Source organism: Vibrio pomeroyi, from assembly GCA_041879425.1.
GTDB classification, from domain to species: Bacteria; Pseudomonadota; Gammaproteobacteria; order Enterobacterales; family Vibrionaceae; genus Vibrio; species Vibrio pomeroyi_A.
In genome coordinates this window covers 1,429,352-1,443,723 of record CP090854.1, presented here as the reverse complement: position 1 = coordinate 1,443,723, position 14,372 = coordinate 1,429,352, and the positions used below count along the sequence as shown (strand labels likewise).

Genomic DNA, 14,372 nt, shown 5'->3' with positions numbered 1-14,372 from the left:
CTTTATGTACTCTCAGGCAAAAAAAAATGCCGCAAAAGCGGCATTCATCTCGTTTGGGACATTCGACACGATACAAAGAAAATAAGCGATGTATCAATCAAAGCCTTGTCATTGATTAAGCGTATTTCTCTTCGAAATCTTTCATGAAGCTTACAAGAGCTTGAACACCTTCTAGAGACATCGCGTTGTAAAGCGACGCTCTCATGCCGCCCACAGCTCTGTGACCTTTCAATGACTTAAGACCCGCTGCATCAGCCAACTCTAAGAATTTACCGTCTAGCTCTGGTTTCACTAGTTGGAATGGTACGTTCATTCTTGAGCGGTTTGCTGTGTGAACGTCGTTCTTGTAGAAAGCAGAGTCATCAATTGCGTTGTAAAGTAGCGCTGCTTTTTCTTGGTTAACACGCTCCATCGCTTCTACACCACCTTGAGCTTTTAACCATTTGAAAACTAAGCCAGATAAGTACCAAGCATAGGTTGGTGGCGTGTTGAACATTGAGTCTTTTTCAGCAAGTACTTTGTAATTCAGAATGCTTGGCAATACTTCGTTCGCAAGCTCCAGAAGATCATCACGTACAATTGCAATACAGATACCCGCTGGGCCAATGTTCTTTTGAGCGCCCGCGTAGATAACGCCATACTGAGACACATCAATCTTGCGAGACAGAATGTTAGATGACATATCCGCTACGATTGGTTTGTCCGTTTGAGGAAGCTCGCTAATTTCAATACCATCGATGGTTTCGTTCGGACAGAAATGTACGTACGCCGCTTCTGGGTCGATTTTCCAATCTTTAGCTGGAACAACAGCCGCTTTGCCGTCAATTGACGTCTTAGCATTGAATACGTCGATTTCACAGTACTTGCTTGCTTCAGTTACTGCACTTTCAGCCCAGTAACCAGCATCAATGTAAGTCGCCTTTGTCGCATCACCTAGAAGGTTTAGAGGAACAGCAGCGAATTGAGCACGAGCGCCCCCCTGACAGAAAAGCACTTTGTAGTTGTCTGGGATGTTCAGAAGATCACGTAGGTCTTGCTCAGACTCATCGGCAACTTGAATAAATTCTTTGCTGCGATGGCTGATTTCCATAACGGAAGTGCCTAAACCATTCCAATCAATGAAGTCAGCTTGTGCTTGTTTCATTACCGGTTTAGGCAGTGCCGCTGGGCCAGCACTAAAGTTGAATACGTTATCTAATGTAAGTTCCATGGGGATCATTGCTCCTGCTAAATAATAACTATGCAAGTAATACCATGTTTTACCCAACATAAAAACAACAAAAGAGGTCTTAAGACCTCTTTTGTTTTGTACCGTATAAAATGCTTAAAGTTAATCAGCTAAATCACCCTATCAGTATTAACCTTTGCTCTGTTTATTGAACAAAAGCAGGCATAAGTAGCGCGATTAATGGAATTTCTTGTCCATTTTCAAACACTAGGTTTCCATTTTCTAAGTCAGCACTGATTTCATAACCACTTTCGGTTTCTTTGATCATTTCCATCACGATCAATTCATCGATGCCTTCGCGAATGAATGGGTATTCTTCAACCAACTCATTTGAGAAACTAGAATGAACATTACCAGTCAGTGCAGGCACAATCATTGACGGATTACTGCTGATGTTTTCTGTACCTTCTGGCACGCTCACCAACCATTTAGATTCAAACTGACCCTTACCCAATTCTAACGACATGTTGTTCATTGAAAGGTCGAAGCCTTTAGCAAACAATACGTCGATGAATGGAATGATTTCAGCAACGTCTTCTTGAGTCATAACCGGATTAGATTGGTAGATCTCAAAGATCTTCTCAAACGATTGGCTGTCCAGTTTCGACACTTCAAAATCGACGTTTAGGTTGTTCAACTGGCCTTCATTGGTCTCTATATTTGCGATATCCAGCTTAAGGTTGCTGCGCAGGCGCTTAGTTGCTTCATCTAGATGCGATTCAAAATCGTACTTAGAATTTTCAATGGTCATGAAAGGCTGCATTGCAGAATCTGAAACCAAGAAGCTATCGATAGTAAAATTCTGAGTACCTAACCAGTAGCCTTTCGCTTGCTGCCCTGAACCCACACCTTTCAGGTTAGAAAGCGTTACCTCTTCACCGGTTTCAAAATCAATTTGAACTGAAGGGATTGAAAGCTCGTAATCAACTTGCCCTAAAACAGTCGCATGGCCAGAAAGATTCGATTTAGTGATCGATACCGAAGTGCCACTCTCATCAGAACCTTGATGATTAAACTGGCTTAACTCGAAGTTAAAGTCAGTGTTGCCGTTTAGCTCAGTGCTAGTTGTCAGAGTTAGAGGCAAAATATCGGTATTATCAAACGTCGACAATGCATTCAGGCTCACCAAACCGTGGCTAACTGCACTATTGATGACAAATTCACTCGGCAGTCCATCAATCGCAAGTTGCTCTTTCAGGTTTTCATCCGTCACAGTTAGACGAGTGGTTACGTTGGAAGACAGGTAACCTCTATCGTATTCCACGATCTCAGCTTGAATGCTTGAATTGTTAAGCTTTGCAACGCCATCAGTAATCGCGTTTTGTCCAATTTGCCCAACCGCTAGTGGCCAACAAAGTGCCAATGAGATTGCTCCGCCGATTGCGCCAATTTTTCTTAACTGTTCCATGAGTTCTCTTTCTACACGTGTCTGTTTTTTTTAGTCTAACCCATCAGTAGCAAACAAGAAACATTGAGTTAAATCAGTCTATTGCTCGATACTTCGATTGCCTCAATAAATTAACGGCTAGCTCTCATCCTTATTTGGCGGTTCTTGCTAGGCTAGAAGCGTCGCTACTATTAAGGTTGAGCTGTGAATCAATACGCTGTTATCTGTTTGGACAATAATCCGGTTAGCATTGAAAGAATACGTTCGGAGCTGGCTCCGTTGGCTTCTGTATTCGATATTTATACTGCCGAGAACATAGAAGACGCACATCACGCATTAGAAGATATCCATGATCACAACCAAACCGTTGCCTTGGTGATCAGTCATCATCATTCTGAGTTTAATGGCGTGCAGTTTCTGATTGAACTTGAACAGCTTCCTCATAGTAATACTGCTAGAACCATCTTAGTCAGCGCCTCGTCAGACATTCAATCGATCCTGATCGCGGTAAACGAAGGTAGACTCAACCACTGCTTAACCAAACCGGTTCAAGATCAGGTGCTCTTCAAGTCAGCACAAAAAGAGCTGACATCTTTTGTGATTCAATATGACTCTGAAAACCTGTTGTCTTACAGCGACGCACTCGACCAGCAGCGTTTACTCAGAGCACACATCGAACAAAAGATTCAATCGTTTCAATCTGGATTCATCCATGACTACCACCAGCTTTCTGATAATGCCCTTGCCGAGCGTGTCGTCAGTGCATTGCAGGAGGTTTTCTCTAAAGATGACAAGTCCAAAGCAATTCGTGATTACTCACCAGAACACTTATTAACGGTTGAAGGTGAAGACAATCGCTTCCTATGGTTAATCATCGAAGGCGAAGTGGCTCTCTATAAAAAGGATGAATTGGGACAACAGAGAGAGGTAGTCCGCCACTCTAAAGGGAACATTGTTGGCGGCATGTCATTTGTGACAGGTGAACCTTCGTTCTCTACTGGAATCACCTTCACCCAAACGCGAGTGATCAAGCTTGATAAAGACAGCTTTGCCCAGGTAATGCATTCCAACAATACCCTACTACCTCTATTTACTAATCTATTGCTGCGTCACTTCAATCGACGATTACAGCGAAGCATCACCAATAAAATCAAGCTGCAACAAACACTCGAGTCACTGGAATCTGCCCACCAGCAATTGATCGAAAAAGAAAAGATGGCGATGTTGGGTCAACTGGTAGCAGGCGTTGCTCACGAACTGAATAATCCGATTGCAGCTATATTGCGAAGCATTGAAACACTATCAGAACACCTAGACCAGATACTTAAGAACTCGTCACTCCCTGAATCAAACAAAGGGACAGACGTGTTAGCGCATTCAAAACTTGCGAAACCACTATCCACGGCACAAGAGAGGCAACTGGTAAAACACCTTACATCGACCATTGATGATCGTGCTCTGGCCAAAAAAGCAGTGAGGCTCAACTTAAGCCAAGACGCTGCGGTCTTAGATACCTTAAAAGACTCCCCTGTCGCAGGCAAGGAGCTACTCAACGACTTAGAGCATTACCACTATGTGGGGAACTCTATCCGCTCAATCAAAGTGTGCAGTAAACGTATTGCCGATATGGTCAAAAGCCTGAAAAGTTATGCCCGAGAAGATGAAGAAGTGCGTCACTACGCGGATATTCATGAAGGGCTCGAAGATACCTTAGTGATCTTTGAAAACAGACTGAAGCACCACCAACTCGAAAAGCATTACGACACTGACTTACCGCCCTTATTGTGCCAGTCGCTCTCACTGCAACAAGTGTGGACCAACCTTCTCTCTAATGCACTTGATGCTCTTTCGGTGCGAGGCAAAGTCTCTATCACTACATCTCAAGAAACTAAAGGTGATGACACTTTTCTGGTGGTGCAAATATCGGACACCGGCCATGGTATCGCCAAAGAGGACATCAACACTATTTTCAACCCAAACTTCACCACCAAAAAAGAAGGCAACTTTGGTTTAGGGATTGGGTTGTCCATTTCTCAACAAATCGTTTCGGCTCATCAAGGGTTTATTTTGGTGGAGTCTGAGGTAGGCAGCCATACACACATGCAAGTATGGCTTCCATTCAAACAAGAAGGAGCACCTCATGAATAAGTACCTAATTTTATGTGTCGATGATGAACCTGAAGTTCTCAACAGTGTGCTTCAAGATTTAGCAGTATTTGAAGAAAACTTTATCGTTGAAGGAGCTGAATCGGTCGATGAAGCCAATCAAGTCATTAAAGAAATGGGACAAGATGGTATCAAGCTCGCTTTGATCTTGTGTGACCACATCATGCCAGAAAAAACCGGCATCGATTTTCTTATCAAACTGAATCAGCAAGAGTCGACTAAGCCAACACGCAAGCTGTTGCTCACAGGGCAAGCTGGTTTGGAAGATACAGTCACCGCCATTAACAACGCGGCTCTCGACTTTTATATCTCCAAACCTTGGCAAGGCGATCAACTCAGAGACACCATCACTCAGCAGCTGACTGACTATGTTATTGCCAACGACAAACAACTACTTAACTGGACGGCCATTTTAGACACCGAACGCATCCTTACTTCGATGGCAGACAAGCGAACAAGCTTTGGTGAATAGCGCTAACGATGAGTAGCGTTTAAAAGGCAATGAGAAAAGCGTTATCCGATATAAGAATCGATCAGATACATATAAATTTTGGATAATTCGCTCGTCTATTTTCTTATTCGACGTAAAACATGAGATCTCCGTTACAGACTGATCCTTAATTTGCTTGTTTTTTAACTAAATGAGTAAGGATTTACATTTTAATGGATTACTTTTCCGTGAGTTAGATTAAACTGTCTAAATGTTTATGGTTTGCCTGATTTTTCTCAAACCAAAGGAATTAACACTAATAAAGGTTTACGGTCGTTATGCGCAAAATACTACTTACTACCGCTATGCTATTGGCTTCTAGTCAAGCGCTAGCTGTCGATGAACAACCACAAGTAATGAGCAACTTCAGCTACGATTACTTCGAAGCACGTATCGGTGCTAGCCCAGTTACATTTGGTGGTGCGTTCAGTAAGTCAATCCACCCGAATGCTCACGCTGTAGCGCGTATCGATTCAGAATTTGAAGGCGATTACGACTCTGCTGTAGGTCTTGGTTTCCACGCCCCAATCAACAACTGGGCTGATCTAACAGGTGAAATGCTAGCGCGCATCGTTCAGCCTGAAAACTCAAGCTCTACTGATATCGGTATGGAAATCAACGTTGGTGTTCGCCAATGGCTTGGTCCACAACTAGAAGTTGGTGGTAAAGGTGGTTACGTTTCTATCGATGATAACGATGATTGGACAGGTTCTGTTTACGCACGTTTCCACTCTACAGAGCTATTCTCTATCGGTGCTGAAGCTCGTATCAACGACTTCTACGGTGACCAACTAATGTTCACTACTCGTTTCAAGTTCTAAGACTTAACGAGACAGCTCCAATAAGCACTTAGTCTTTTCATACTTAATCTTTTGAGAAATGCGACTAAGACAGAAACAAAAAACCGAGGACATTCCTCGGTTTTTATTTATTAACAGTAATCTTAAGCATATAAGGAAGACTTCTTTAGTGGCAGCTCTTTAATAATTGCTGCTTGCGTGGCTCTTGTAATAGTTTCCAGTGAATACCATCAATTGCGCCCGCAAATTTCCAAAGTAGTTTTAGGTCAACATCATTTCCGTACGCTTTGCGAACCTTATTAAACACTTCAGGCGCGCCCAACTGCATAAACATTGATACATCATCCACACCAGCCTTCTTAACCATGCGCTCTAGTGTAAGCTGCATGTTTGGCAGATCTCTTAACCTACGGCTTGCTGATGATTTCTTGAAGCTGCGTTGCTGAATTGAATTATCGATTGAAGTACGAATAATGCTATCCAATTCAGGATGTTCGCATGTAAACAGGTCAGTAATATCGTAGTAATTTACGGTTGCTGTTGTCTGTTTTTTCACATGACGATACTTTTCACAATCAAGATCGGTCAGTTTTTTATCTAATGACTTTCCACCTCTAATGAATAAACAACCTTCACTCAATAAAGCGAACATAGCGTCATTTTGAAAGAGGCCAATACCTCCGAACATAGAACGTTTTTGATGCTCACCAAATTGATTCACGTAATTAATAAATGCTGTCTCGGTCATATCCGTTGATCCTTAATCAAATTACCCCGATTAGGTTGATCACCAGACAAGCAGCTTTTTATGCGAAAAATTTTAAATCTATTTTTTATTCTTTAGGTGAATATTATGATTGCGTTTTTCACCTTTAAATAAATGATACTTCGAAAAGAAAAATAAGTCTGGACTTAGCTCACATCAATCAATTGTGTATTCCGGTTTTTCATGATTGACATCACAGTAAAGTATCAAACTATGATTGAATTTTGACGCTTGGTGATACACCGGTTCAAATTATTAAAGCTTATGTTGTCCGATGAGTATTGCCTCGCAGCATCGCGGCTTGTAAAATGGCAGGACATACATGTTTTTACTTTTTATATGAATCATTTATCGTTTTTCTGGCTACCACAAAATAAGGCTCTTCTCTTAAAGGGTCTAGAATCAGAGTTTGCCCAACTGGTTGGACATTCTATCTCAGCGGGAAAAATAACACTTCCTCCTATCCCCAACGTTGTACTGAAAATTCAAAAGCTATGTCCCCTTGAATCCACAGGGATTGCCGAAGTTGCCGAGTGCTTACTCGAAGACCCAGGCCTAACGGCTATCGTGATTCGTGTTGCGAATTCCGTGGTCTTTAACCGACGCAACATTACGTGTGTCGATATTATGACGGCGGTATCGCGTCTTGGCATATTACGAGTACGTGATATCGTTACAGCTCAAGCGATTGAGCAACTCAAGCATTCCGTTAATCTGAGCAAAGAGTGTAATCAACTGTTGGTTCAGAGTGCTTCTGTATCCAAAGAGCTGGGCGCCACTATGGTCTTGGTGACCAACGGCTTTAAAGAGCTCTCCCCTATTGAATACCGCTACCTTGAACATGAAAAGTCATTGCTTGTAGGACTACTCGCTGACATCGGCTTGTTCTGTTTGGTTAGCGAATACCATCTCTATCTTGAAAACGGCAATTACCTAGATCACGACATTGCCCTGCAAATCTTCCAAGGCCAATGTTCTGCAACCAGTAAGCTGGTACTAGATCGCTGGGGCTTCGACAGCGACTTCATTGATGTGTGCAGTAACACCATCAACAAGCAAGAAGAGCGTGAAGTGTCTTACTTAGATATTGCACGAATCGCTAACCACCTACTGATGTTCAGAAACAAGGACGAGAACATTGATGATCACGAAGTTGAACTGAACGTGACGGGTGCAGAAGTGCTTTATAAGTTAAGCAACTTGAGTAAACATGATTTTAATGCAAAGCTAAACGACGTTATCAACGCTAGCGGCTTCTAAGTCACCGTTATATATGAAGTAAATGCAATGGGGAAAGCATGTTTACAGGGATGATCTTTATATTTGCTCCACTGGTCGTGGGGTATCTGTTTTCTATTTCAAACGCTCAAACGCTCGAATTTATCAACCGCTCAACATCGCGCTTAATCTACGTGATTCTAGCCTTAATGGGCCTAAGCTTGGCGGCGCTCGATAACCTCGGCAGTAACCTGCAGACAATACTTCTTTATACCGTCACTTTCTTTGTCTGCTTAAGCGTCTGTAACCTAATGGCGCTTCCCGCGATTGATAAGTTACTGCCACTCAAAACGGACAGCAGTAAGAAGAAGCTTCCCCTCTCTTCGATGGCGATGGAATCGGCCAAGCTGATTTTAGTCGTGGGTTCTGGTCTTGTTGCTGGTTTAGTGCTGCCTATCAGCCTTGACTGGGTAGATACAGCAAGTGAATGGATTCTGTTTGTGCTGCTGTTCTTTATTGGCATTCAACTGCGTAATAGTGGCTTAACACTTCGACAGATCTTGCTCAATAAACACGGCATGGTCATCGCGGTAACAATCATCATTACTTCAATGTTAGGCGGCGTTATCGCGGCTTACCTGCTTGATATCCCACTGTTCAAAGCTTTAGCCATGTCTTCTGGATTTGGCTGGTATTCTCTTGCCGGTATCTTAATGGGTGACGCGTTCGGCCCTGTTTATGGTGGAGCTTCATTCATGCTTGAACTGTTGAGAGAATTAGTAGCATTAGTGCTAATCCCAGTACTTATCCGCAGTTACCCATGCACCTCTATTGGCTATGCAGGCGCGACAGCAATGGACTTCACCTTACCAGTGATTCAAACAACAGGTGGCGTTCGATGTGTCCCTATCGCGATTGTCAGTGGCTTTATATTGAGTCTGCTTGTGCCTATTTTGATGTTGTTCTTTGTATCTCTTGCTAACTAGATCGCAGGAATAGCGTTTGTTTTAGATTAGAATGCATCTCGAATACCAATGCCCAAGACACCGATACAGTTACCGAAATAAAAAGACACTAAGTGTCATTGCTCAACAAATAACGATCACGGTAACCTGTAACGACAAAGTTATAAAAAGAATAAACTTACAAAAGGAACCACTATGAAACGCCTTTGCGTCGCATTACTGCTAGCTACAACTTCTACTTTCTCTTTTGCAGCAGATTCAATGTCTGAGACAAACCAGTGCCAAGCAAAAAAATATGATGCGTACATCGACGCTTCTTTAGGTTGGTATACTGACCTTGCTGCATTAACTTCTGAGCAGTACCCAGAGCTAACAGAAGTAAGTGAGTGGTTCCTAGAAGGTCGTAAGCACCACTTTGAGCTAAATCGTGCAGCCGTTCACTACTACTTAGTCAACGACTCAAGCAAAGTGGCTACAGAGCAACCAGTTGAAGGTTGGCTACAGTTGGAGCAACACGACATTAAGACGCTTTCACAGCGCGATGACGAACTAGGCAAAGTAGCAAAAACCACGTTCGACGACCGTCAGTCAAAGCCTCATGCTCAAAACTACGAGCTACGTTCAGCGTTTGCAGAACTGCTTAGCCACCCTAAGCAAATCGACACAGCGCTTCAACGCTACAACCAGTCGATTGCTAAACTTGAAGCGATTAAGTGTAAATAACCACTCATTTAATATGCTTTTTTGAGAAGTTGGATTTCATAATTAAGACGGGACATTGTTCCCGTTTTCGTTTAGATTGTCCCGCTCGCGTCAATATTAGAAAAATAACTCGCTTGCTATGGTTACGGAACAAAAAACAGCAGATGTTAGCTTCGACAGTCTTCTACGTATCTTCACGGTACCGGAAGGCCCAGATTCAACACTCACTCAAATTGAAGACAAACTTTCACGAAACCTGAATCAATTCTTACGTGAACATATTGTGGCTGAAGAAAAGCCGCTGCGTGAAATTGAGAAAGATTTTTCAAATGCTCATATCCCAGAGCAGCCTGAGTTTGTTTCTGAACATACTGAGCATCTCCTCGATTCGCTCGTGTCTCATTCGGTACATACGTCTTCGCCAAGCTTTATTGGTCACATGACGTCTGCATTGCCGTACTTCCTGATGCCGCTTTCTAAAATCATGATTGCGCTCAATCAGAACCTAGTGAAAATTGAGACCTCCAAAGCTTTCACTCCCCTAGAACGCCAAGTTCTGGGCATGCTACATCGCTTGATCTATCAAGATGACGACCAGTTCTATTCTCGTTGGATGCACAGTGCAAACCACTCTTTGGGTGCGTTTTGTTCTGGCGGTACCATTGCGAACATTACGGCGCTTTGGGTTGCACGCAACAATGCACTGAAAGCACAAGGTTCGTTCAAAGGTGTCGAAAAAGAAGGCTTATTCAAAGCCATGAAACACTACGACTATGAAGGCCTTGCCATCTTAGTTTCTGAACGTGGTCACTACTCTCTTAAGAAAGCCGCTGATGTGCTTGGCATTGGTCAAGAAGGTTTGGTATCGGTTAAAACGAATAACGACAACCGCATTTGCACTGACGACCTAAGACTCAAGATAGAACAACTAAAGCAGAACAAGATTAAGCCTTTCGCCGTGATCGGTGTGGCTGGTACAACCGAAACTGGCAATATCGACCCACTAAAAGATATTGCAGAGGTGTGTGCTGAATCAGATTGTCACTTTCATGTGGATGCGGCTTGGGGCGGTGCGACCTTGATGTCTAACAATCATCGTCACCTGCTTGATGGTATCGAATTGGCTGACTCCGTCACCATCGATGCGCATAAACAGCTTTACATCCCTATGGGCGCAGGCATGGTTCTGTTTAAGAAGCCAGATGCGATGACAGCGATTGAACATCACGCTCAATACATCCTGCGTAAAGGTTCTAAAGACTTAGGCAGCCATACATTAGAAGGCTCACGTTCAGGCATGGCGATGTTGGTTTATGCAGCTATGCACATCATCAGCCGCCCAGGTTATGAGCTGCTGATCGACCAAAGCATCAACAAGGCACGTTACTTCGCCGATTTGATTAAAGAACAAAGCGATTTTGAGTTGGTATCAGAGCCAGAGCTTTGCCTGCTGACTTACCGCTATGTTCCTGAATCAGTTAAAGCTGCGCTACTTAAAGCCGAGCCTGAACAACGCATACAGCTGAACGAGTTACTTAACGAACTGACTAAGTTTATTCAGAAGAAGCAGCGTGAAACCGGCAAGTCTTTTGTGTCACGAACACGCTTAAACCCGGAAGCTTGGGCACACCAGCCAATCATTGTTTTCCGCGTCGTGTTAGCTAATCCACTAACAGGTAATGAGATTCTTTCTTCAGTGCTTGAAGAACAACGCGAAATCTCTAAATTAGCGCCTAACTTGATGGGTAAAATCACCAAGTTGGTTACGCAAATTAACGCATAGCCATTCAATTTTAGTTGCATCAAATTGAAAATTTCTTTCTTTTTGATGTAACTAAGCTGTCAGTTCATACTCAATTTGCATTCTTTTTGCCCAAACCCTCTTCCAATTCTGTACTTTTCTAAAATTTTGTTGAGGTTTGTCATATTCTTAAGCATTCATGCCGTGTTTTTGTATTAGTAAATAGTATGTTGGGTTTATACTGACTCTATGGTGCTAGTTAGCTTGATATCTATTTGAAGCAGCAGTATTTACGATACTGAATTTAAGTTTGGTTTTGTGATTATTGATATTTGTTTCAGCCATACCCCCTGGTAAAAGATATTAACTGGCAAGTTGTTCTCTATACCCTTGTGAACACTATGAATACATTAGAAAAAATACAAAAAAACCTGGAAAATTTCAGCAAGTCTGAGCGTAAGGTAGCCGAAGTAATCATGGCTTCCCCTCAAACTGCAATCCATTCTAGCATTGCTACCTTAGCTAAGATGGCTGACGTAAGTGAGCCTACAGTTAACCGCTTCTGTCGTCGTTTAGACACAAAGGGCTTCCCTGACTTCAAACTTCACCTAGCTCAAAGCTTGGCGAACGGTACACCTTACGTGAACCGTAATGTTGAAGAAGATGATGGTCCAGATGCTTATACGCATAAGATTTTCGAATCGACTATGGCATGTCTAGACGTTGCTAAAAACAGTCTAGATGCAATGCAAGTGAACCGTGCGGTTGACTTGCTAACTCAAGCAAAACGCATTTCTTTCTTCGGACTGGGTGCCTCTTCTGCCGTAGCAAAAGACGCTCAAAACAAGTTTATTCGTTTTAATATCCCAATCACTTGTTTCGAAGACATCGTGATGCAACGAATGAGCTGCATTAACTGCAGTGATAACGACGTTATCGTTCTTATCTCTCATACTGGTCGCACTAAGAGCCAAGTTGAGATTGCAAACCTAGCGCGCGAAAACGGCGCAACGGTTATCGCTATCACAGCAAAAGACTCTCCACTAGATAAAGCAAGCTCGCTTTCTATCTCATTGGATGTACCGGAAGACACAGACGTTTATATGCCAATGGCAAGCCGCGTTGTTCAAATGACGGTTATTGATGTGCTAGCGACAGGCTTTACACTGCGTCGCGGTTCTGGTTTCAGAGAGAACCTGAAGCGTGTTAAAGAGTCTCTTCGTGATTCACGTTACGAGAAATACTCTCAGTTCTAACCTTCTAGGTACGAACAAAGTGCCTATTGGATACGAACCAAAAGTTAGCTATTAAAAAACGGAGCCTAGTGCTCCGTTTTTGTTTGTCTGTCTGTTTTAAATGCTTTATGCAGCGAACAGCTCAAAGACCGTTAAATAGTCCAGCTGTTACCCTTCTCCACCACACTGTTCTCGGACGCATAAGAATTGATAATGGTAAAGCTCGACTCCGTTGCAGGTTCTTGATTAGCTTTAGATTCTTGAATAGTTTGAGCTGGCTGTTTTCTTGAAGCGGCTTCGTGATGTTCCCCTTCACAACTGCATTTCTCACAAACCTGCTGCAAGATATGCATTAACCGCTCCTGATTCAACGGTAAAGGATTTCCTTTTATCGCAACAGATTTGAGCGCATCGGTAGACACTTCATCGAACTGAGCTTCACAGACACCAAACTCCAGTAAGCTTGGAAGCTTTAACGTATCCAACACCTCAGAGAGCCAAGTTATCGCCTCTTCTTCTTTAGCCTCAGAACTGTTTGTCACTATCTGAGCAATCCGTTGGTAGCGCACTAAGATGTCGGCTCGTTTCTGCTCTCTGGCAACGGTAATGTTTTCCAGCATCACGAACGGAGCTAAACGCGCGGTAATCACACTGTGTGGTGCTGAGATCTTGCCACCCAATGCAGAGGCTAAACCATGTGCTGCTCCAAGCTTGGCATTGGTTATCGCCATCCCGCCCAGCATAGATGCGAAAGCCAAGTCAGAACGAGCTTGAGGTTCATCATAAACGCACGCTTGAACTACAGAGCCACTCAACTTACGCAGCCCCTCTTCACAGATCATATCAGTGAGCGGGTTCGGTTCGCCGCAAACATAAGCCTCCATCAGATGAGTGAAGGCATCCATCGCACCGCGCCCTGACAAATATAGATTGGTGCCATGAGTTAAGGTCGGATCGACAATCGCAACGTCAGCCAACATATCTGGACTTCTAAGGCTGATCTTAACTTGGTCTTGCCCTGATTTAAGCACCGCATTTTTAGTCACCTCGGCACCGGTGCTGGCCGTAGTAGGAATAGCGATGAATGGAAGCGGTTTGGTTTTAAGAGGAACATTACGTCCGACGACTTCGACATAATCGTATAAATTGCCTTGGTTAGGTAAAACAGCGGCTAACGCTTTCCCCATATCGATCGCACTGCCTCCTCCCATAGAAACAACCATATCAGGCTTGAACCTTCTGGCAGATATCGCCGCTTCTTCGACCATTTTGATATTGGGTTCGCCCGAGACCGCGATGTGTTGATAGCGCATCCCCTGAGCATCTAGGTAATCAGTGACAATTGACGTGCGTTCTAATGTATTGCCAGTCACCAATAGCACGCTGTAGCCGTATTGGTTAAAGAGAGACAATGAAGCGGAAAGTGCTCCATCACCAAAGATGATCTTTGTAGATGTCATAAATTGAAACATGGTGCCTCCTGCGCCTATGACCAAACAAAACTGCGAACTCTTGGTTTTTGGAATGTGGGCTTTATAGCTCGTTTTTCTTGCCTTTTAAACTGGCAGATTTAGTAGCGAGGGTAAGAGGATGCTGAAAACGACATATGGCTAATAAAGAATACAAAACATGGTGGCGGTCCGTACATTTACGCCATGCCGCCTCTTTTCAATT

12 protein-coding genes are annotated in these 14,372 nt (G+C 43.3%); 8 read left to right on the top strand and 4 right to left on the bottom strand.

Annotation, left to right across the window (positions count from 1 at the left end):
* Nucleotides 1-115 precede the first annotated feature (115 nt).
* Nucleotides 116-1,210: a 3-phosphoserine/phosphohydroxythreonine transaminase gene (serC, locus tag L0992_06530; protein XGB68337.1), complete on the bottom strand. Its 1,095-nt coding sequence runs from the start codon at nt 1,208-1,210 to the stop codon at nt 116-118.
* Between the two features lie 163 nt (nt 1,211-1,373).
* Nucleotides 1,374-2,636, bottom strand: a complete 1,263-nt coding sequence (locus tag L0992_06525) for a YdgA family protein (protein XGB68336.1) — start codon at nt 2,634-2,636, stop codon at nt 1,374-1,376.
* 183 nt (nt 2,637-2,819) lie between these two features.
* Between L0992_06525 and L0992_06520 the strand changes: the two genes are divergently transcribed.
* The 3 genes from L0992_06520 to L0992_06510 all read left to right on the top strand — a co-directional run bounded on the left by L0992_06520 (nt 2,820) and on the right by L0992_06510 (nt 6,092).
* Nucleotides 2,820-4,763, top strand: a complete 1,944-nt coding sequence (locus L0992_06520; protein ID XGB68335.1) for an ATP-binding protein — start codon at nt 2,820-2,822, stop codon at nt 4,761-4,763.
* On the top strand, nt 4,756-5,253 hold the full coding sequence (locus L0992_06515; GenBank protein XGB68334.1) for a response regulator: 498 nt from the start codon (nt 4,756-4,758) through the stop codon (nt 5,251-5,253). The genes L0992_06520 and L0992_06515 overlap by 8 nt, the downstream gene beginning before the upstream one ends.
* Before the next feature lie 296 nt (nt 5,254-5,549).
* Nucleotides 5,550-6,092 (top strand): hypothetical protein, encoded by a 543-nt coding sequence (locus tag L0992_06510; protein ID XGB68333.1) that lies wholly within the window; start codon nt 5,550-5,552, stop codon nt 6,090-6,092.
* Between the two features lie 145 nt (nt 6,093-6,237).
* Here L0992_06510 and L0992_06505 read toward each other — a convergent pair whose 3' ends face one another.
* Complete coding sequence (locus L0992_06505) at nt 6,238-6,819, bottom strand: TfoX/Sxy family DNA transformation protein (GenBank protein ID XGB68332.1); 582 nt, start codon at nt 6,817-6,819, stop codon at nt 6,238-6,240.
* A 357-nt stretch (nt 6,820-7,176) separates the two neighbouring features.
* On the opposite strand from L0992_06505, the gene L0992_06500 reads away from it, so the two are divergent.
* From L0992_06500 to L0992_06480, 5 genes are all read left to right on the top strand, one after another.
* The gene (locus L0992_06500) at nt 7,177-8,097 is read left to right on the top strand and encodes an HDOD domain-containing protein (protein ID XGB68331.1); all 921 of its coding nucleotides are present in this window, start codon (nt 7,177-7,179) and stop codon (nt 8,095-8,097) included.
* A gap of 38 nt (nt 8,098-8,135) precedes the next feature.
* The gene (locus tag L0992_06495) at nt 8,136-9,041 is read left to right on the top strand and encodes a lysine exporter LysO family protein (protein XGB68330.1); all 906 of its coding nucleotides are present in this window, start codon (nt 8,136-8,138) and stop codon (nt 9,039-9,041) included.
* A gap of 174 nt (nt 9,042-9,215) precedes the next feature.
* On the top strand, nt 9,216-9,743 hold the full coding sequence (locus L0992_06490) for a hypothetical protein (GenBank protein XGB68329.1): 528 nt from the start codon (nt 9,216-9,218) through the stop codon (nt 9,741-9,743).
* Between the two features lie 118 nt (nt 9,744-9,861).
* Complete coding sequence (gene panP / locus L0992_06485) at nt 9,862-11,505, top strand: putative pyridoxal-dependent aspartate 1-decarboxylase (GenBank protein ID XGB68328.1); 1,644 nt, start codon at nt 9,862-9,864, stop codon at nt 11,503-11,505.
* 359 nt (nt 11,506-11,864) lie between these two features.
* Nucleotides 11,865-12,719 carry a MurR/RpiR family transcriptional regulator gene (locus L0992_06480; GenBank protein ID XGB68327.1) on the top strand — a complete coding sequence of 285 codons (855 nt, stop codon included), beginning with the start codon at nt 11,865-11,867 and terminating at the stop codon, nt 12,717-12,719.
* A gap of 131 nt (nt 12,720-12,850) precedes the next feature.
* Here L0992_06480 and L0992_06475 read toward each other — a convergent pair whose 3' ends face one another.
* A complete protein-coding gene (locus L0992_06475) occupies nt 12,851-14,170 on the bottom strand; it encodes an iron-containing alcohol dehydrogenase (GenBank protein XGB68326.1) in 1,320 nt (439 codons plus the stop codon).
* Nucleotides 14,171-14,372 lie beyond the last annotated feature (202 nt).